We start from the raw sequence: 19,726 nt of genomic DNA, 5'->3' as shown, positions 1-19,726 counted from the left end.
GAATGAAGACCAAAGCCTTTTTTGTTATCTGCCATGATACTTGATAAACAATCAACCAAGCAATGGTAGAATTTAGCACCTTCTTAGACCTTAATAACAAAGGTAGACCAAGGGTTGCCAAGGCTTCTATGGGTCTATTCCCTCCACCTTTCTTGATAACTTTTCAGTGTTTAAATGAACGTGGGCAAAGTAACGGCTCTACCTGATTAAAAGCAAATATTCATGTTATTTTTTGATTCATTTAAATAACAGAAAAACCCTTCAATTATTACACTTGAAGGGTTACTTTTTCATAGAAACAGAAGTTAGGCTATACTTTGAACCACTTCTTTTTTTGCTTCTTTCTTGGAACCATCAAAGCCTTGCACCCCGCCAACGGTTGTATATTTCATTACATATCGCTTCCCTGGATTTATAATTTGGTAGGCAAACTGACACATAACCGCAGCTTCATGAAATCCTGAAAGGATAAGTTTCAACTTTCCTTCATAGGTGTTTACATCACCAATAGCAAAAACACCAGGAATATTGGTTTGATAATCCTTTGCATTGTTCACTTTAATGGCATTTTTTTCAATCTCCAATCCCCAATTGCCAATAGGTCCTAGTTTAGGAGATAAGCCAAATAATGGAATAAAATTATCCACTTCTAGATAAGTTTCACCCTTATCCTCGTTATTGTGCTTTATAACCACTGCCTCTAATTTTTCATCGCCGTAAAGTTTCTTTACCTCAGCTTCCGTAAACAATTTAATCTTACCCAACTTGGCAAGTGCCGATGCTTTTTCCACAGAATCCAAGGCACCTCGGAATTCATTTCGGCGATGCACTAACGAAACTTCCGCTGCTACATCGGCCAAGAAAATAGCCCAATCCAAAGCCGAATCACCACCTCCGGCAATGACCACTTTCTTGTTCCGGTATACTTCCGGATCCTTTACCATATAGGCGACCCCCTTATCTTCAAAATCTACGATATTTGAAATAGGTGGCTTCCTAGGTTCAAAAGAGCCCAAACCACCTGCAATTACTACTACTGGAGCATGGTGTAGTGTGCCTTTGTTCGTAGTAACGATAAAAGAACCGTCTTCCTGTTTATCCAAGGTTTCCGCTCGTTCTCCCAAAGTAAATCCAGCCTCAAAAGGTTTTATTTGTTCCATAAGATTATCCACCAAGGTGCCCGCCAAAATTTCCGGAAAGGCAGGAATATCATAAATGGGCTTTTTAGGGTAAATTTCCGAACACTGCCCCCCTGGTTGGGCCAAGGCATCAATTAAATGGCATTTCAATTTTAATAATCCCGCTTCAAAAACCGTAAATAAACCTGTTGGCCCAGCGCCAATGATAACTATATCTGTTTTAATCATACTTCCTGACTTAATTGCATTTGTGCTTCAACTATCTGATTCATTCTTGTCCTGTGGTTCACCACTTCCCCAATTATAATAATCGCCGGATTGGACAGTTTGTTTTTTTCTACTTCCTTTTCAATGTTAGATATGGTGCCTACACCAATTTTTTCATCACTCCTTGTTCCATTTTGGATGATGGCAATTGGCGTATTACCTTTTTCCTCTTGTTTAAAAAGTGACACAATTTGAGATAATTTGGACATTCCCATGAGGATGACCACAGTGGCGTTACTTTTAGCCGCCAGAGCAACATCATTGGACAATTTGTGATGTTTCGTTGTTCCCGTAATTACCCAAAAACTCTCCGAAGCCCCTCTTTTGGTGACCGGAATATTTTGATATGCCGGAACACTAAGACTTGATGATATACCAGGAACCATAGCCGTTTCCAGTCCATGGCAAGCGGCAAATTCCATTTCCTCTGCGCCGCGACCAAAAACGAATGGATCACCTCCTTTTAATCGTACCACGTGACCATGGGATTGTGCTCTTGAAATAATAAGATCGTTTATTTGATTCTGTTGATACGTATAGCAGCCCTTACGTTTTCCAACAAAAATTTTTTCCGCATTCGATGCATATTTCAACAATTCATCGTTGACCAGTGCATCGTATAGAACCACATCCGCAACTTCCAAAGCCTTAATCGCTTTGAGTGTAATCAGTTCTGGGTCACCAGGACCGGCTCCAATCACCGTTAATCGACCGCGGCTTTGGCTTCCTATGTTATATTTTTTATGTTGAACTCTCATCTTCACTACACCTCAGCTAACTCTTGTTCCCTGTACTTCTCTACGGAAACTAAGAAGGCCTTTGCATCCTTTAAATATCTTGCCGCAAATTCCTTAGTAGGTTCGTTTTTGTTTATGCTTAAGACCCTATTCCCAAAACCTCCATCGACCTCAATTCTACCATCGGCTACAAATTTTTCATCGAAATCCTTTATAATGCTCGCGTGTGTATTTACTTTGGTTTTTTCGGATGTCAACATCGCCTTGGCCGAATTTACCATTGAGGCATAAGCATGATAAATGCTTGCTGCCCATTTTCCTTCTTCGAATTTTTCTTGGGCATTTTGAATTTTTTCCTCGCTCTCAAAAAGTAAGGTTGCTATCAAATCAATGACTACACCTGCACATTCTCCGACACCTATTGCCTTCTCATATCTTTCAGAATTCCCCCAATCAACAAAGTCATCTGCAGTTAAATCATCCACACTAGATAAATGGGTCAAGAAATCGTAGAAATACATTTGTCCCTTTTCAGCATAATAATCGGGAAATGATCTTCCATTGCCGTTTGCATCAAAATCATTTAAGATTAAACGTAAAGCCTCGGGTCCTCGCTTACTTGGCACCTTTACTACCTTATCCGCAAACCGTCCATTTCCATTTCCATCATTTCCGCCTCCCAATAATACCTGTAAAGCAGGAGCCACCAATTTATCCTTGGTTCTAACGGACATTCCCTGAAAACCTATATTGGCCATATTATGTTGACCACAAGCATTCATACATCCACTGATTTTAATAACCACATCCGGATTATCAATATATTGAGGATATTCGGCCTTAATTACTCGTTCCAGTTCTTCGGCGATACCGGTGCTACTCGCTATACCTAGGTTACAGGTATCAGTACCAGGACAAGCTGTAATATCCAAAGCCTTATTATAACCCGCCTCGGCAAATCCCATTTTTTTTAGTTCCCTATAGAAAAATGGTATGGCCTCCTCTTTTACAAAGGGAATTAATATATTTTGCCGTAAGGACAATCGAATTTCCCCTGCAGCATATTTTTGAACCAAATCTGCTAGTGACCGCGCCTTATCCGTATAAAAATCACCTAATAAGACCTTAATACCTATCGCAACAAAACCTGACTGTTTTTGAGGCACAATGTTGGTAGATTTCCATTTTTCAAATTCGTTTTTATTCTCAATTTCTACCTCTGGCGCATCTACTTCGGAAAGTTTTATTTTAGGATAGGCCAAGGCATCAATTGGGAATATTTTATGTGGAATTGCCTTCCGCTCTTCCTCCAATAGTTTTTTAAAACCATCCAAGCCAACATCCTTCAACAAGAACTTCATTCTGGCTTTTGCCCTGCTTTTTCGTTCTCCATAGCGGTCAAAAACTCGAACCACTGTTTCCATCAAGGGGATAATCTTTTCCGAAGGCAAAAATTCATATAACACATCCGCATGTCTAGGCTGGGATCCCAATCCTCCACCGAGCATTACTTTAAAACCTTTGACACCATCCTCAATTTTAGCGATAAACCCAAGGTCATGCATATAGGAAAGTCCAGTGTCCTTATCTGATGCTGAAAAGGAAACCTTAAACTTTCTACCCATTTCCTGACTCACCGGGTTTCTTAGAAAGTATTGAAAAAGAGCATGGGCATAAGGCGAAACATCAAAAGGTTCTTCCACATCAATCCCGGCTGTTTCACTGGCCGTCACATTTCTTACCGTATTACCGCAGGCCTCCCGTAAGGTAATATCATCTTTTTCCAGTTCAGCCCAAAGTTCCGGTGTCCTATTTAAATCCACATAATGGATTTGAATATCCTGCCTCGTGGTAATATGTAGTCTTCCTCTAGAATATTCGTCCGAAACATCACAAATACGATGCAGTTGTTTAGAAGTAACCTTTCCATAGGGTAACTTGATTCGAATCATTTGAACCCCCTGTTGACGCTGTCCGTAAACTCCCCTGGCCAACCGCAGACTTCGGAATTTCTCCTCATCCAACTTTCCGCCGTGAAATTCGTGAATTTTACGTTCCAACTCTAGGATATCCTTTTCTACAATCGGATTTTCTATTTCTGTTCTAAAACTCTGCATCTATTATTCGTATTTAATTTGAATAGACTTTTCTATTTTATTCTATTTATCCTATAGATTTCATATATTAAATAGCAAAGTATTCCACCGTTCTACATTTAGCCTACTCTATATTTTAACTTATAAATCCAGCACCCACCGTGCTATTGGATTGTGTATCGATCAATATAAAAGAACCGTTGGTTCTATGATTCTTGAACTTGTCATAAAAAATAGGCTTATTCAATCTGAAGCTTACCTCGGCAATATCATTCATACCTAAGTTCTCAGCTTCCTTGTCCACTCCCGAATAGTCCGGGGCTATTTTATGATGAACTTGATTCACTTTCGCCAATACCTTGTTAACACCATGCTGCACAACATATTTATTACCAGCTGACAATGGTTTTGAGTCCATCCAAGAAATGGTAGCGGTAAATTGCTTTTCGATTGTGGGTAGGTCATTTGCTTTAACCAACATATCCCCCCTGCTCAGATTAATTTCGTCTTCTAAGGTGATGGTAACAGAAGACCTCCTTGAAGCTGTTTTGTATTTTTTATCGTACACATAAATTTCCTTGATTTTGGAACGGGTCTGGGAAGGCAGGGCAATTACCTCATCCCCTACACTAAGTTCGCCACCATATACCTTACCGGCAAAACCTCGAAAATCATGATGTTCTTCTGTTTTTGGCCGTATCACATATTGTACCGGAAAACGAGGTGTACCTACATTGGAAACCGCAGCAAGATCTAGTCCTTCCAAATGTTCCAATAAGGTTTCACCTTTATACCATGGTGTATTTTCGGATTTATTTACCACATTATCTCCCTTCAGTGCACTAACCGGAACAAACGTAATTTTCTGATCTGCATAATCCCGTTTATCCATTAACTTTTCAAAATCCGCTTTAATTTCATTATATCGTTCTTCGGAAAAATCAACCAAGTCCATTTTATTTATAGCCACGACTACCTCTTTAATTCGCAATAAATTATTGATGAAAAAGTGTCGATTGGTCTGTTCTATAACACCTTTACGGGCATCAATCAGTATAATGGCCGCTTGGGAAGTCGAGGCTCCCGTAACCATATTACGCGTATACTCCACATGACCTGGAGTATCTGCTATGATATAGCTTTTCTTTGCCGTAGAAAAGTAAATGTGCGCCACATCAATGGTGATTCCCTGCTCTCGCTCCGCAACTAAACCATCCGTAGCCAAGGAAAAATCCAAATAATCGTATCCTTTCTGTTTACTTGTTTTCTCAATGGCCTCCAACTTATCCGAAGTCAAGGATTTTGTATCGTAAAGTATTCTTCCAATCAAGGTACTCTTACCATCATCCACACTACCTGCTGTTGCTATTTTTAGTACTTCCATTTTTCTGTTTATTAAAAGTATCCTTGTTGTTTTCTTTTTTCCATAGCCGCTTCGGACCGCTTATCATCAATTCTTGCTCCACGTTCAGAAATGGACGAATCCCTAATTTCCGCTACTACTTTATCAATACTAGTTGCATCGGAAAGTACGGCAGCTGTACAGGACATATCCCCTACAGTTCTAAATCGGACCAGACGTTCCTCAACAACCTCTTCTTCCTCCCTAAAAACGATTCCGTCCTCGGCCGACCATATCATTCCATCTCTCAAGAACGTTTTACGTTTATGGGCAAAGTATATGGAGGGAATCTCAATTTCCTCTTCCTTGATGTAGGACCAAACGTCAAGCTCTGTCCAATTGGAAATAGGAAATACACGAACATTCTGTCCCAATTCAATCTGTCCGTTCAACATATCGAACAACTCAGGGCGCTGGTTACGCTCATCCCACTGTCCAAAGTCATCCCGTACGGAAAAGATACGCTCTTTGGCACGGGCTTTTTCCTCATCCCTGCGCGCTCCACCAATACAGGCATCAAACTTAAATTCCTCTATGGCATCCAATAGCGTAGTTGTTTGTAAACTATTCCTACTGGAATACCTTCCCGACTCCTCCTTTACTTTTCCTTGGTCTATGGAATCCTGTACGTTGCGCACAATCAATTCCAATCCTAATTCTTTTACCAACCTATCCCTAAATGCTATAGTTTCCGGAAAATTATGCCCGGTATCTATGTGCATTAGCGGAAAAGGAATCTTTGCAGGCCAAAAAGCCTTCTGAGCTAACCTAACCAAGGTAATAGAATCCTTTCCTCCTGAAAATAGCAATACTGGCTTTTCAAACTGTGCAGCAACCTCCCGGATAATATAAATCGCCTCATTTTCCAAGGCATTGATGTGGGCAGTGCTTTCACCCAGTTTTGTTGGTACTTCTAATTCTTTTAATTCCATGCGTAATTTTTATGTATGTAATCCGCACTCCCGGTTAGCCAAAACCTTGGTGGGATCAAAATAGTTGTACTCATTGGGAAGTTCAAACTTCCTTAAATAGGTATCTAATTGGGTATCACTGTAATGATAGAAAGGACTTACTTTTAAGACTCCATCCTTGCTTAAACTTAAAATATCCAAACTGTCACGCAATGCCGTCTGACCTTTACGAAGGTTCGTAAACCACACATCGGGCTTAAACTCATTCATTGCTCTGGAAAAAGGCTCTAATTTTACCTGCTTGGTAAATTCCTCATGACGGGGATCATCGATTTGAGGAATTCCCATTACCGCATCCCTATGGGCGGAGGTCTGTTTTGGAACATATAGTTTAATGTTCAACTTTAACCTTTCTATAAGCTCCTCCGCATGCTTGTACGTTTTTGGGGTGTTATATCCCGTATCACACCAAATTACCGGAATGTCTTGGCTTACTTGGGAAACCGCATGCAAAATAGCCACTTCATAAGGCCTAAAGTTCGTCGTTACTACGGGGGTATTTCCATGCTTAACGGCCCACGAAATAATTTCCGCTGGTGGAATCCCCTTAAATTGGGAATTTAATTGCTGTACTTGTGACGCTGATAATGCCATATTTAAAAATTTATCTTCCCCATTTTATTAAATTCCAAAACCTTTCATGAAAAAAATAGAGTATCATTTTCGTTACAAAATCGATGGAGGCTATGGAGGCTGCTATTGAAATCTTTCCTGTAAGCAAATAGGATATTAACAAGGTATCCAGCGTACCGATAACCCTCCAACTGAATGCTTTTGCCACACTTCTAATTGGTCTTTCAGACTTCCTGTCCTCCGAATAACTAGCCTTTTTGGTTTTCTTATCTAAAATAAGTTGATCTGCTATCATCCTTTATTCCTATATTTAATACCCTACTTATTTAGTAGAGTTTTCAAAAATAGAATATAATTTTATTCTTAGACTAACGAAACACCAAAAAAATAGAATTACCCTATAGATTTAGTAGATTATTAACAAATAGAGGGTCAAAATGAGAATTTATCAACAGCGGAATCCCAAAGACAGGTTTCTTTATTTCTTTAATTCTTTATCACAAAGAATATCCTGAAGGGTATTATTACGGTAAACTTCCAAAGCACTATCCCTAACCTGTAACATGAGTTTATGTACGGAACAACTTTTCTCGTCGGGACAGTCTTCACAGCTTTCGTAGAAATTGAGACTTACGCAGGGAACCATGGCAATGGGACCTTCCAAAACACGCATGACATCGGTCATGTATATTTCGTTTGGTTCTTTTAGAAGATAGTATCCCCCACCCTTTCCTTTTTTGGAGCTCAAAAAACCGGATTTACGCAAACTCAATAATATACTTTCCAAAAACTTTTGGGAAATATTTTCATGTTCGGCAATCTCCGAAATCTGAACAGGCTTCCTGTCCTTCTGATATCCAAGATATGCCAGTGCCTTTAACCCATATTTTGTCTTTTTAGAAAGCATACTGCTAAGATAATTAAAAATAAGGGGTTCCTAAACGAAACTCTTTCCTGTAATTTGATTGTAAAAATCAAAAAAACCTTTGCATTTAACCGTCCAATTTAAAAACTGGATTGGCTAAATATCCCTATACAAAACCACATTAAGGATTTACAACTTTTGAACGGATAACGTTAAATTGATAAATAATGTTAATATTTCTAAACGCTATTCCATTACATCCCTTTATTTCTTAACTTGAAGCATCCGATTCTAAACAAACTAATTATGTCAAAATTCAGCTTAAAAATAAATGGAAATACCCAAGTGGTAGATGTGGACGATAACACACCTATGCTTTGGGTGCTTAGAGACCACCTCAAACTTGTTGGTACTAAATATGGTTGTGGTATTGCACAATGCGGAGCCTGTACGGTCCACCTTGGAGACAATGCCGTTCGTTCTTGCCAAATACCGGTATCTTCCGTAGGTGATCAAGAAATAACGACCATTGAAGGCCTTTCGGAAAATGGGGAGCATCCCGTACAACAAGCTTGGCTAGAAGTGGATGTACCTCAATGTGGCTATTGCCAAGCCGGTCAAATCATGAGTGCCAGCGCACTTTTAAAACGCAATCCTTCCCCTTCAGATGCCGAAATAGAAGCTGCAATGAATGGCAATATTTGTAGATGTGGCACATACACTCGTATAAAAAAGGCTATAAAAACAGCTGCTACTGCAACTGAAAACGCATAAAACTTACCAAGCACCTTAAAATTCAAAGAAATGACACTTGTAAAAACAAAAATAGGAAGACGCTCTTTTATTAGAACTTCGGCACTCGCCGGAGGTGGAATGATGGTTGGTTTTAGCTGGCTCGCTTCCTGTAAAATGACACCTGAGGAAGTAAACAGCCTTCCCAAGGAATGGTTCGACATTAATGGATTCTTAAAAATCGGAGATAATGGGATGGTCACTATTATGTCACCAAATCCGGAAATAGGGCAGAACGTAAAAACTGCCATGCCCATGATCGTAGCGGATGAATTAGATGTGGATTGGAAAAATGTCATCGTTGAACAGGCGCCGCTAAATTTAGATGTATTCCAACGCCAGCTGGCTGGTGGTAGCCAATCCATTAGAGCGGGTTGGGAAGGATTGAGAATGGCAGGTGCAACTGCGAGAAAAATGCTGAAACAAGCTGCGGCTAAAGCATGGGAAGTCCCAGAAGAAGAAATTACTACATCAAACGGAATGCTGTACCACGAAGCCAGCAACAAGTCCGCCGGTTATGGAGAATTGGCATCCGCTGCGGTCGGTGTTTCGTCACCAGACGACCCACCAGAAAATATTGAAGTTCCCGAAGAGGTAGAATTGAAAGGTATCAAGGATTTTACCATTATAGGTACCGATAGACTCAACGTGGATGGTCCAAAAATTGTGACCGGTAAGCCCCTATTTGGCATAGATGTCCAAGAGGAGGGAATGCTAACCGCCATGATAGTTCATCCACCCGCATTCGGACTTTCCTATAAATCTATGGATGCGGAATCCGTTAAGTCCATGCCTGGAATAAAAGATGTTTTCCCTGTAGATGTCTACCCAGAAGGAGTTGAAAAACAATGGTCGGATGGTGGCGGAATTGCTCAATTAGTGGCTATTGTTGGCGAAAGCACATGGCAATGTATGCAAGCTAAAAAAGCTTTGAAAGTGGAATGGGAAGGTCCATCGGATTTAGAAAGTACCTCCTCCTATGAAGATGATTTGGCCAAACTTTTAGATGCACCGGTCGAAGCACCTGCGCGAAGTGATGGTGATTTCAACCAAGCTTTTAAGAGTGCCGCTAAAGTTATTGAGCGTACTTACAGTGCACCGTTCCTAGCACATAATACGATGGAACCGATGAACTTTTATGCCCATGTAACCGCAGATAAGGCCGAAGTAAAAGGACCTATTCAGACACCGGAATTTTTGGAAAAGACACTATCCTCTGTATTGGATATGTCCATTGATAACATTGATGTTGGAATGACCCGTATGGGAGGTGGCTTTGGTCGTAGGCTATATGGACATTTTGGTGTTGAGGCCGCCGTTATTTCTAAAAAAGCACAAGCTCCAATTAAATTGGTGTATTCCCGGGAGGACGATATGACACAAGGCACTTATCGGCCAGCCTATAAAGTGAAGTTCAAAGCTGGTTTGGATAAGGATAACAATCTCATAGCCTGGTCTGTAAAAGGAGCTGGAACAAATGATGACTTGGTTTTTGAAAATAGGTTCCCTGCCGGTGCGGTAGATAATTATTTGGCTGAAAAAACAAGTTTACAAACCAAAATTACTACAGGAGCATGGAGAGCGCCGAGGTCTAACTTTATGGCCGGTGCAGAACAGTCCTTTATGGACGAGGTAGCCGAATTGGCCGGTAAAGATCCTATAGATTTCCGTTTGGAATTATTCGATAGAGCCATAAACGACCCTGTAGGGAATCCAGAGCAAAACGATTATGATCCAGAACGTTATGCGGGAGTACTGAAATTGGTCAAGGAAAAAGCAAAATGGGATGGTTCCGGAAATGGTAAAGCAAGGGGAGTTTCTGCATACTATTGCCATAACTCCTATGTAGCCCAGGTTTTAGATTTGAGCATGGAAGGAAACAAACCCATGGTGGACAAAGTGGTCTGTGCCGTTGACTGTGGAATCGTTATAAATCCGATCAGTGCCAAAAATCAAATAGAAGGTGGAATCATAGACGGGATAGGACATGCCACGTACTCGCAAATGACCTTTGAAGATGGAGTTCCCCAACAACAGAACTTTGATTCCTATCATTTGATACGAAACATTGAGGCACCCAAACAGATAGAATCCTATTTTGTAGATAACGGAATTGACCCGACAGGGTTGGGGGAGCCTTCCTTACCCCCTGTAATCGGGGCATTGGCAAACGCTATGTACAAGGCCACCGGAAAACGTGTTTACAATCAACCGTTTATTCTTGAAAAAGAAATTGTGGGATAATATTGTCCCGTAGCTATAATTAAAAAAAGTGTTACCGAGTATTTTTCGGTAACACTTTTTTATTTCCCTGTCCCATACCATGGGCTTTAAAGTTAATAAACATCAATTATTTTATACTTCTCCATTTTACTTTTCTTTTGCATAGCAATATTTTGTAATTTCAACAAGGACAACAACTTATAAAAATTATGGCAGCATTCTCTTTAAAAATCAATGGGTCCCAACATGAAATCGATGTTGATCCCACGACACCAATGCTTTGGGTCCTTAGGGACCATTTACAAATGGTTGGAACAAAATACGGTTGCGGAATAGCTCAATGCGGTGCCTGCACGGTACACTTGGGCGACAACGCCGTCCGATCGTGTCAATTACCGGTATCATCAGTGGGTGATCAAGAAATTACCACCATCGAGGGGCTATCAGAAAACGGGGACCATCCGGTTCAAGAAGCTTGGTTAGAGGTAGACGTTCCACAATGCGGCTATTGCCAGGCGGGACAAATTATGACGGCCTCCGCTTTGCTGAAGAAAAACCCGAATCCATCGGATGAGGACATTGAAAAAGCCATGAACGGAAATATTTGCCGTTGCGGGACCTATACCCGAATTAAAAAAGCCGTAAAAATGGCAGCCAATACTAACCAAAACTCGTAGAACAGATGACCCATATCAAAACAAAACTAGGAAGACGTGCATTTATAAAAAACACCAGTCTTGCAGGAGGTGGTCTGGTTCTTGGATTTAGCTGGCTGAATTCCTGTAAACCAAAAGGGGCGGAAGCCGTAGCCATGGAACTGGAAATGCCCAAGGAATGGTATGAAATCAATGGATATTTAAAAATTGGGGATAACGGGGTGGTTACCATCATGTCCCCCAATCCCGAAATTGGTCAGAACGTTAGGACTTCCATGCCCATGATCGTGGCCGACGAACTGGAGGTGGATTGGAAAAATGTGGTCGTTGAGCAAGCTCCATTAAATACAAATCTGTACAGTTGGCAGGTAGCTGGTGGCAGTAGATCAATTAGCAGCTCTTGGCAAAACCTTCGTATGGCAGGGGCAACTGCACGGCAAATGCTCAAAGAGGCGGCTGCCAGGACCTGGCAAGTACCCGTCGGGGAAATTACCGCAATTGCCGGTGTTCTTTCGCACGAGGCAAGTGGCAATTCCGCTGGATATGGCGAAATGGCGTCGGCGGCGGCCAGTTTGGAAGTACCCGAAGAAATAGAATTAAAGGAAATTGCGGATTTTTCAATTATTGGAACATCACGTAAAAATGTGGATGGCAAAAAAATAATAACAGGCCAACCCTTATTTGGATTGGACGTACAGCGAGAAGACATGTTGATCGCATCCTTAGTACATCCGCCCGCTTTTGGCATGAAACTAAAATCCTTTGATGCCGAGTCCGTCAAAAAAATGCCAGGAATTCACGACGTTTTTTCCATTAAACTATATGATGAAGATTACAAAAAGAATACCTTCCATTTTACAGCCTTTAACGAGTTGGTCGCTGTGGTAGGGGAAAGCACCTGGCAGGTATTTCAAGCCAAGAAAGCCCTGAACGTCGAATGGGAAAACACATCAGATATTACGGAAACCGTAACCATGTTCGGTAATGAGATGGAAGTTACCTTCCCCGCAGGTATGGAAGATTCCGAAACCCACACCACTAAACTAAAGGATCTAATCAGTACTAAAGGAAAGGTTGCACGTAAAGATGGCGACCCTGAAACCGCCTTCAAAAATGCCGCAAAAATAATCGAGCGAAGTTATAGTTGTCCCTTCTTGGCGCACAATACCATGGAACCCATGAACTTCTTTGCCCATGTTACGGAAGACCATGCCGAATTATTAGGTCCTACACAAACACCGGAATGGATGGAACCCGCCGTTGCCGAAGTTTTGGGATTACCATTGGAGAGCATTGATATTCAGATGACACGACAAGGAGGTGGTTTTGGGAGAAGGTTGTACGGCCATTTTATGGTGGAGACCGCTTTGATATCTAAAAAGATGAAAGCTCCTGTAAAACTGGTCTATAGCCGAGAAGATGATATGACTCAAGGGATTTATCGCCCCGCCTATTATGCCACTTACCGGGCAGCCCTGGATGCAGATAATAATTTGACAGCATTTCATGTAAAGGGAGGGGGAATTCCGGAAAGCCCCATTTTTGCCAATCGATTCCCTGCTGGAGCCATTGACAATTATTTAGCCGAGGACTTTACCATGAACTCCAATATTACAACTGGTGCATTTAGAGCCCCACGCTCCAATTTTATCGCTGGGGCGGAACAGTCCTTTTTGGATGAATTGGCCGAGGAAATGGGCAAGGACCCAATTGATTTCAGATTGGAACTATTGAAACGTGCCCAAGAGAACCCAGTCGGGGAAAAGGAAACCAACGATTATGATGCCGTCCGATATGCAGGTGTGCTGGAATTAGTAAAGGAAAAAGCGAATTGGGGCCAAGCCGAAGCTGGCGTACACAGAGGGGTATCTGCATACTTCTGCCACCAGAGTTATGTAGCCCAAGTATTGGATATGGTCATGGAAAATAACAAACCCATTGTACAAAAAGTTACTGCTGCCATTGATTGTGGTATTGTTGTAAATCCGGATGCGGCATCTAACCTATCCGAAGGAGGAGCTATTGACGGAATTGGCCATGCCATGTATAGTGGCCTTACCTTTAAGGATGGCGCCCCAGAACAGAACAACTTTGACCGATATAGATTGATTCGGCATAGCGAAGCGCCAAAATCCATTGAAACACATTTTGTGCAAAATGACATAGACCCTACAGGTATGGGCGAACCGCCATTTCCCCCTATTATGGGTGCTTTGGCGAATGCGCTGTATAAGGCTACAGGAAGAAGACATTATCATCAACCCTTCATAACGGACAAACCACCGTTGGTCGGTTAATAGTCAAACGAACCTTAATGCCCTAATAAATGACTACCGCTAAAACCAAAATTGGACGCCGATCTTTTATAAAAAGAAGTTCTTTGGCCGGTGGTGGAATAATGCTAAGTTTTAACTGGCTGGCTTCCTGCAAAATGTCACCGGAAGAAGTGAGCCAGCTACCCGAGGAGTGGTTCAAAATCAACGGATATTTAAAGATTGCCGATAATGGACAGGTGACCATTTTGTCACCGAACCCAGAAGGGGGACAAAATATAAAGACCTCCATGCCCATGATTGTGGCCGATGAGCTCGATGTAGATTGGAAGAATGTTATCGTTGAACAAGCACCGTTGGACACGAATGCCTTTTCCTTTCAATTTCTCGGTGGAAGTCAATCCATACGAAGGGGGTGGGAAGGCCTAAGAATGGCCGGTGCTTCTGCCAAAGCCATGCTCATTGCCGCTGCGGCCAAGGAGTGGCGAGTACCTTCAGATGAAATCAGTACCTCGGCAGGTATCTTGCAGCATAAAGCCAGCGACAGGAGTGCTACCTATGGCGAAATGGCATCAGCTGCAGCAACAATGAAAGTACCGGAAGAAATTCAATTAAAGGACATTAAGGATTTTACTATCATTGGTACTTCCCAAAAAAATGTGGATGGCCATAAGATAGTCACCGGTCAACCGTTGTTTGGAGTGGATACCTTTAGAGAAGGAATGTTGACCGCCATGATTGTACATCCCCCTGCTTTCGGATTAAAATTAAAATCCATCGATGACAGCGAAGCCAAAAAAATGCCCGGTATCAAGGATGTCTTTACCATTAAGGTATTTAACGACGGTTATGAGAAGGCCTTTTTTGATACGAGAACCTTTAACGAAGTGGCTGTTATTGTTGGAAATTCCACTTGGGAAGTGATGCAAGCCAAAAAAGCATTGAAAATTGAATGTGAACCCATAGAAAGTAGCACGGAAAGTCGGGACCGATTTGGCAGAAAATGGGAGGAACACACTCCTTCAGGACTGGAAAGTACCACAAACCATTATGCACAAATGGAGGCTTTGGCTTCCAATACTGCAACGGTAAAACGTAAGGACGGAAATCCAGAAGCTGCTTTTAAAAATGCGGAAAGGGTTATCGAAGCAACCTATACGGCTCCTTTTTTAGCCCATAACTGTATGGAACCCATGAACTTTTTTGCCGATGTAACCGATGAAAAAGCGGAACTTATTGGACCCTTGCAGAAACCGGAACTTACAGAGCAGACATTATCTGCGCGTTTAGGAATGCCCATAGAAAATATCGATATTCAAATGACCCGCCTGGGTGGGGGCTATGGACGTAGGTCCTATGCCCATTGGCTGGTTGAGGCGGCATTGATTTCCCAAAAGATGAAGGCCCCCGTAAAATTGGTCTATTCGCGGGAAGATGATATGACGGACGGTATTTATCGACCCTCCTACAGGGCAACTTATAGGGCAGGTGTGGACAAGGACAACAAACTGGTTGCCTTCCATGTAAGGACTGGTGGTATTCCTCAGAGTCCCTTGCATCAAAACCGCTTTCCTGCTGGAACTGTAGAAAATTATTTGGCCGAGGATTGGACCATAGATAGCAACCTCACCGTTGGATCCTTTAGGGCACCTAGTTCTAACTTTATAGCCTGTGCGGAGCAATCCTTTTTGGACGAAGTTGCCGAAGCTGTTGGCAAAGACCCCATCGATTTCCGGTTGGAGTTATTGGAACGCGCAAAAAACAACCCTGTCGGAGAAGAGAACGACTATGATCCCGAACGTTATGCCGGGGTCCTAAAACTGGTCAAGGAGAAATCCGGATGGGAGAATAAGGAAGACGGAGTGTCCCGAGGGGTAGCTGCTTATTTTTGTCATAATTCCTATGCCGCTCAGGTGTTGGACTTAAAATGGGAAAACAATAAACCCATTATAGATAAAGTGACCTGTGCTGTAGATTGTGGAATTGTTGTTAATCCAGATGCTGCCACCAACCTTGCCGAGGGTGGTATCGTGGACGGAATTGGAAACGCACTTTACGGAGAAATCACTTTTAGGGATGGGGTTCCAGACCAAAACAATTTTGATACCTATCGCATGATCCGTATGCGCGAAGCTCCCAAAAAAATTGATGTTCATTTTGTAGAAAGCGATGTGAGTCCTACAGGTTTAGGGGAACCCACTTTCCCTCCTATTTTTGCGGCTATCGCAAATGCGATGTACAAAGCCACCGGAAAACGTCATTACAGACAACCCTTTTTAAAGGACAGGGAACTTTTAGGGTAAACACAATTGTTCCTTTTATTGGGGTTGATTTGAAAACAGTAAAAACGGAACACCCTTTTCATTAGCATTAACCGTACCCACTGGAGCAAGGTTTAATTTCCTTAATAATTTCTTGGATCGCTCGTTACTTTCCGTAGTAACCGCAAGGATTTTGGTAAAGCCCAAGGTATTCTTTCCATATTGCATCATTTCCGAGGCTGCTTCCAACATATAACCTAATCCTTTATATTCTGGTAACACGGCAAAGCCGATATCAGGAGCATCCAAGTAATCCCGTTTTAAAAACCCACAAACACCTATGGGCGTGTTAGTTTCCTTTATGGACACTTTATAGAGTCCGAATCCATTTTCAAGGTAAGATTTCATTAAACTTCCTTCAATATAACCAACGGCATCCTTTTTGTTTTTTATCCCTCGGTCCCCAATATGCTTTAGCCAGGATGAACTGTTTAACAGGGTGTAAAAGAAATCGGCATCAGCATTTTTGGCCTCTGAGATAACAAGTCTATTGGTTTCGCCTATTTTCATCGATTTTAACTACTAAAACGCTCAAAGGTAGCCTTTTCCAAATCTTGTCTATGGTCTGGGAGAAGCTATATCAAATTATTGAAGAGAAAATCTCAATAGCGCTCAAACACAATGGCGTCTGTCCTATCGTTATAAAAGATAAAAAGTTCATCGCCCTTGACTTCATATTCTTGGGCGGCACTTATGTTATATAAAGAAGTCCATTCCGGTTCATTGGCAAGTGTAGAAGCAATAAACCCTATGGACATTTCACCATTTTCTTTTGCACGATAACTACCGGTGTAAGAATTGCTTACGGATAATCCAGAAAGTATTCCCTCTCCCCCATCATCTGGCTCGCCAAATGTTGCCGTGATTTCACCCCCGTTAACTTCCGGCCAGGTGGGACTGTTTTGTTTGGTTATCCTGAGATCACCTGCCGTAATATAGTACGTTACTTTCCAGCTCCCTACCAAATCATAGGAGACATCGTCATCATTTTTGGAACAGCTTAAAAAGACTAACAGCGATAATATAAAAAATTTAAAAAGTGGTTTCATCCCTATAAAAATAGTTTGTTATACAAAAGACGTTTTAAAAGAAAAAAGGTTGCTTTTCAGTAGCAAATCTCTTCATAGTGTTTAGTTCTTTTTTCTTTCTTGATACGTACCCGAAATGAAAAACGTTAATCCCAACACCAAGAAAACCGTACTCGCACCGTCCTGGTTAAAACCTTCGTCATGGTACAAATGGAATAAGTACATACCCAACCAAGTAAACAAAAAAATGGCGCCTAATCTTTTCATTTTTTTTGGCTTCGTCATATTTGTATTCTTTTGGGTTGATACTAATTTATTAATTGCAATATTGAACCTACCATAATTATTTATAAAAGTCGGTCTCATTAACCTTTATAGAAGTAAGTTCCACCGTATGCCCGTCCGGGTCTTGGGTATAAATGGAATCAAAATAATGGTGGTCCTGAATGGAAAATTCTAGGTTTAATTCCTTATACCGTTTTATTGCCTTTTTAAAATTTTCCTGATTAACGTTGAAAGCGAAGTGGTCAATTTTCACATTTCTTGAACCCAAATCTAGTTTAGGGTCATCAGAATTTGCCGGAAACAGAGCTATACCCGCTTTGCCCGCCAACAAAAAAATGGGGAAATCCCCCCATTTGGACAGCTTATATTTCTTAAGCCCCAAGATTTTTTGGTACCATTGGGCAGAGGCCTCCATATCCTTGACGCGAATAGCCACATGGTCTAAAAAATCAATTTGTATTTCAGAATTTTTTTTTGACACAGGTCACTTATTTTTATTTCGTATAAAATTTACTTTCTCCCAAATTACCCAAAATGTGTTAAACTATATTTATTTATCCGTTATCACCTCTTTCAATTGGCTCAATTGATAATCGTCCGTAAAGAAGGCTTGGTCTAAGTTCCTTTCGATGACGATATCGGGTTCCGTTCCAATTCCGTCCAAAATTTTCCCGTTCTTTTGATAGGAAACCATGGTACTTATTTTTCCACGTACCCCGGAATTCGGTAGTTCAAAGCGTTCGCTGTTGCCACTTGAGCCATCCGTGGTCACGCCTACTACTTTAATATTCGGCAAGTCTTTAAGTACCGAAACAAAGAGCGAGGCCGCACTAAAGGTTCGCTCATTGGCCATAATATAAATCGGTTTCTGGTAGTGGTATTTATTTTGGGACAATTTTTGTCCATTAAGAATGTAATAATGGTAGTCGCTATATTTTGTATCATCCAAATCGTACATGGGTACAAAAGAGGCCATAAAAGCATCTACCTTATTTTGTTCCCTTTTAGTAAGTTCGTCTCTCGAAAATAAATAGCGTAGGTTCAATCGCTCTTTTAGTTCCACATTCAGTGGTAGCTCTCCTCGTTGTCGTGTGGCATTGACCACATAAACAGAATCGGGGTGTACAAAATAACCGGCCAATTCCTGTACCAAATCACGAGTTCCCCCGCCATTGTTTCTTACATCGACAATTAAGGCCTTACTATTTTTGGCCTCTTCCATAAATTCACGAAGCAATTGAAAAAATGGGGGGCTATCCTCTCTGCTGAACATATCCACAATTTGTATGTACCCTATATTTTCATCCAACGAAAAATAGGATTTTAAAATATCCGGGTCATTCCGCTTGGCCTCGTTCAAAAAGAAATTTTTATAACCAAAACGTTCGTCCCACAGATAGGCCTTTTCGTCATCGGAAACTAAGGTAACGTTCACTTCCTTCTCATCACCATTTTTAGTGGTAAGGGTTATAGAAATAGGGTTGGGCAGCTCCAAGTCCAAAATGGCGAAGACCGTTTCAATATCTCTTAAATCCCGGACAGCCCTGAGCGTATAGGACTTTTCTGGTGCCATAGCGTCCTCCGGACGGATTTTAGGAAGTATTTCAGCTATGGGAATGTCATTGATTGCTTTTAGATACGGGAAATCCTTGTTCCAGTACCCGAATTGCTTTTTACTACGATTATATTGTACCACGACAATCTTGTCTTCTAGAGGGGCAAACGTAAACGGAAAATAAAGGCTTTCCGGTAAATCATAGCCCTTCACATTAGCGTGCCTATCGCCTATTTTCCCGATAGTTCTGGTCAGGAATAATCCAAATTCACTTTGGGTAATCGGGTTGTTATCGACCCGCTCCAGCAGACTCTTAAAATCCTTTTGATAATCATATCCGTTAAGACCTTGGTAGGAGGATTTATTTTGAAGGAGTTCGTCCAAGATTTTTAAATCCTCTTGGACCTCTTCTTTATTTAAAAATACTTCTTCATTTTGTGGAAAACAGGTTGTTGCTAGTAACGATACTAGAAGAAAAATATAAATTTTCAAGGGTAAAGGTTTTTTGATGATGATGAATGGTAAGTTACGAGTTTTATATGG

At 41.4% G+C, this 19,726-nt stretch carries 18 protein-coding genes and 1 riboswitch; of the genes, 5 read left to right on the top strand and 13 right to left on the bottom strand.

The features are described from left to right. Positions 1-21 precede the first annotated feature (21 nt). A riboswitch (SAM riboswitch) is annotated at positions 22-162 on the bottom strand. Between the two features lie 143 nt (positions 163-305). The 8 genes from PP182_RS18800 to PP182_RS18765 form a co-directional block, all read right to left on the bottom strand. Beyond that, a complete protein-coding gene (locus tag PP182_RS18800) occupies positions 306-1,367 on the bottom strand; it encodes an NAD(P)/FAD-dependent oxidoreductase (RefSeq protein WP_272652813.1) in 1,062 nt (353 codons plus the stop codon). Next, a complete protein-coding gene (cobA, locus tag PP182_RS18795; protein WP_272652866.1) occupies positions 1,364-2,164 on the bottom strand; it encodes a uroporphyrinogen-III C-methyltransferase in 801 nt (266 codons plus the stop codon). Before cobA ends, PP182_RS18800 begins: the two co-directional genes overlap by 4 nt. A 5-nt stretch (positions 2,165-2,169) precedes the next feature. Beyond that, a complete protein-coding gene (locus tag PP182_RS18790; RefSeq protein WP_272652812.1) occupies positions 2,170-4,260 on the bottom strand; it encodes a HEPN domain-containing protein in 2,091 nt (696 codons plus the stop codon). Between the two features lie 115 nt (positions 4,261-4,375). Beyond that, positions 4,376-5,623 (bottom strand): sulfate adenylyltransferase subunit 1, encoded by a 1,248-nt coding sequence (locus tag PP182_RS18785; protein ID WP_272652811.1) that lies wholly within the window; start codon positions 5,621-5,623, stop codon positions 4,376-4,378. A gap of 11 nt (positions 5,624-5,634) precedes the next feature. Then, positions 5,635-6,573: a sulfate adenylyltransferase subunit CysD gene (gene cysD, locus PP182_RS18780; protein WP_272652810.1), complete on the bottom strand. Its 939-nt coding sequence runs from the start codon at positions 6,571-6,573 to the stop codon at positions 5,635-5,637. Between the two features lie 9 nt (positions 6,574-6,582). Continuing rightward, the gene (locus PP182_RS18775) at positions 6,583-7,206 is read right to left on the bottom strand and encodes a phosphoadenosine phosphosulfate reductase domain-containing protein (RefSeq protein ID WP_272652809.1); all 624 of its coding nucleotides are present in this window, start codon (positions 7,204-7,206) and stop codon (positions 6,583-6,585) included. A 10-nt stretch (positions 7,207-7,216) separates the two neighbouring features. After that, positions 7,217-7,480 carry a DUF2061 domain-containing protein gene (locus PP182_RS18770; protein ID WP_272652808.1) on the bottom strand — a complete coding sequence of 88 codons (264 nt, stop codon included), beginning with the start codon at positions 7,478-7,480 and terminating at the stop codon, positions 7,217-7,219. Between the two features lie 183 nt (positions 7,481-7,663). Further along, entirely contained in the window at positions 7,664-8,092 is a 429-nt protein-coding gene (locus tag PP182_RS18765) for an RrF2 family transcriptional regulator (protein ID WP_272652807.1), read from the bottom strand. A 264-nt stretch (positions 8,093-8,356) separates the two neighbouring features. Between PP182_RS18765 and PP182_RS18760 the strand changes: the two genes are divergently transcribed. From PP182_RS18760 to PP182_RS18740, 5 genes are all read left to right on the top strand, one after another. Then, positions 8,357-8,824 (top strand): (2Fe-2S)-binding protein, encoded by a 468-nt coding sequence (locus PP182_RS18760; protein ID WP_272652806.1) that lies wholly within the window; start codon positions 8,357-8,359, stop codon positions 8,822-8,824. Positions 8,825-8,854: 30 nt separating this feature from the next. After that, on the top strand, positions 8,855-11,086 hold the full coding sequence (locus PP182_RS18755) for a xanthine dehydrogenase family protein molybdopterin-binding subunit (protein ID WP_272652805.1): 2,232 nt from the start codon (positions 8,855-8,857) through the stop codon (positions 11,084-11,086). 188 nt (positions 11,087-11,274) lie between these two features. Beyond that, positions 11,275-11,742, top strand: a complete 468-nt coding sequence (locus PP182_RS18750) for a (2Fe-2S)-binding protein (protein ID WP_272652804.1) — start codon at positions 11,275-11,277, stop codon at positions 11,740-11,742. A gap of 5 nt (positions 11,743-11,747) precedes the next feature. Then, positions 11,748-14,018 (top strand): xanthine dehydrogenase family protein molybdopterin-binding subunit, encoded by a 2,271-nt coding sequence (locus tag PP182_RS18745; RefSeq protein ID WP_272652803.1) that lies wholly within the window; start codon positions 11,748-11,750, stop codon positions 14,016-14,018. A gap of 29 nt (positions 14,019-14,047) precedes the next feature. Further along, positions 14,048-16,297: a xanthine dehydrogenase family protein molybdopterin-binding subunit gene (locus PP182_RS18740; RefSeq protein ID WP_272652802.1), complete on the top strand. Its 2,250-nt coding sequence runs from the start codon at positions 14,048-14,050 to the stop codon at positions 16,295-16,297. A gap of 15 nt (positions 16,298-16,312) precedes the next feature. Here PP182_RS18740 and PP182_RS18735 read toward each other — a convergent pair whose 3' ends face one another. The 5 genes from PP182_RS18735 to PP182_RS18715 all read right to left on the bottom strand — a co-directional run bounded on the left by PP182_RS18735 (position 16,313) and on the right by PP182_RS18715 (position 19,675). Then, a complete protein-coding gene (locus PP182_RS18735; protein ID WP_272652801.1) occupies positions 16,313-16,825 on the bottom strand; it encodes a GNAT family N-acetyltransferase in 513 nt (170 codons plus the stop codon). Between the two features lie 92 nt (positions 16,826-16,917). Then, a complete protein-coding gene (locus PP182_RS18730) occupies positions 16,918-17,364 on the bottom strand; it encodes a hypothetical protein (RefSeq protein ID WP_272652800.1) in 447 nt (148 codons plus the stop codon). Positions 17,365-17,445: 81 nt separating this feature from the next. Further along, complete coding sequence (locus PP182_RS18725; RefSeq protein WP_272652799.1) at positions 17,446-17,610, bottom strand: hypothetical protein; 165 nt, start codon at positions 17,608-17,610, stop codon at positions 17,446-17,448. Positions 17,611-17,686: 76 nt separating this feature from the next. Further along, positions 17,687-18,109 carry a VOC family protein gene (locus PP182_RS18720; RefSeq protein WP_272652798.1) on the bottom strand — a complete coding sequence of 141 codons (423 nt, stop codon included), beginning with the start codon at positions 18,107-18,109 and terminating at the stop codon, positions 17,687-17,689. Between the two features lie 69 nt (positions 18,110-18,178). Continuing rightward, a complete protein-coding gene (locus PP182_RS18715) occupies positions 18,179-19,675 on the bottom strand; it encodes a S41 family peptidase (protein WP_272652797.1) in 1,497 nt (498 codons plus the stop codon). Between the last annotated feature and the right edge of the window lie 51 nt (positions 19,676-19,726).

Origin of the sequence: Maribacter sp. PR1 (assembly GCF_028464145.1) — a bacterium.
Classification (GTDB): Bacteria; Bacteroidota; Bacteroidia; order Flavobacteriales; family Flavobacteriaceae; genus Maribacter.
The sequence above is the reverse complement of the archived record's forward strand: the minus strand, read 5'-3'. Positions and strand labels throughout refer to the sequence as shown.

Excerpts from the sequence above, each read along its gene's own strand:
- PP182_RS18800 (WP_272652813.1), bottom strand. The coding sequence starts at position 1,367 with ATGATTAAAACAGATATAGTTATCATTGGCGCTGGGCCAACAGGTTTA.
- cobA (WP_272652866.1), bottom strand. The coding sequence starts at position 2,164 with ATGAGAGTTCAACATAAAAAATATAACATAGGAAGCCAAAGCCGCGGT.
- PP182_RS18790 (WP_272652812.1), bottom strand. The coding sequence starts at position 4,260 with ATGCAGAGTTTTAGAACAGAAATAGAAAATCCGATTGTAGAAAAGGAT.
- PP182_RS18785 (WP_272652811.1), bottom strand. The coding sequence starts at position 5,623 with ATGGAAGTACTAAAAATAGCAACAGCAGGTAGTGTGGATGATGGTAAG.
- cysD (WP_272652810.1), bottom strand. The coding sequence starts at position 6,573 with ATGGAATTAAAAGAATTAGAAGTACCAACAAAACTGGGTGAAAGCACT.
- PP182_RS18775 (WP_272652809.1), bottom strand. The coding sequence starts at position 7,206 with ATGGCATTATCAGCGTCACAAGTACAGCAATTAAATTCCCAATTTAAG.
- PP182_RS18770 (WP_272652808.1), bottom strand. The coding sequence starts at position 7,480 with ATGATAGCAGATCAACTTATTTTAGATAAGAAAACCAAAAAGGCTAGT.
- PP182_RS18765 (WP_272652807.1), bottom strand. The coding sequence starts at position 8,092 with ATGCTTTCTAAAAAGACAAAATATGGGTTAAAGGCACTGGCATATCTT.
- PP182_RS18760 (WP_272652806.1), top strand. The coding sequence starts at position 8,357 with ATGTCAAAATTCAGCTTAAAAATAAATGGAAATACCCAAGTGGTAGAT.
- PP182_RS18755 (WP_272652805.1), top strand. The coding sequence starts at position 8,855 with ATGACACTTGTAAAAACAAAAATAGGAAGACGCTCTTTTATTAGAACT.
- PP182_RS18750 (WP_272652804.1), top strand. The coding sequence starts at position 11,275 with ATGGCAGCATTCTCTTTAAAAATCAATGGGTCCCAACATGAAATCGAT.
- PP182_RS18745 (WP_272652803.1), top strand. The coding sequence starts at position 11,748 with ATGACCCATATCAAAACAAAACTAGGAAGACGTGCATTTATAAAAAAC.
- PP182_RS18740 (WP_272652802.1), top strand. The coding sequence starts at position 14,048 with ATGACTACCGCTAAAACCAAAATTGGACGCCGATCTTTTATAAAAAGA.
- PP182_RS18735 (WP_272652801.1), bottom strand. The coding sequence starts at position 16,825 with ATGAAAATAGGCGAAACCAATAGACTTGTTATCTCAGAGGCCAAAAAT.
- PP182_RS18730 (WP_272652800.1), bottom strand. The coding sequence starts at position 17,364 with ATGAAACCACTTTTTAAATTTTTTATATTATCGCTGTTAGTCTTTTTA.
- PP182_RS18725 (WP_272652799.1), bottom strand. The coding sequence starts at position 17,610 with ATGAAAAGATTAGGCGCCATTTTTTTGTTTACTTGGTTGGGTATGTAC.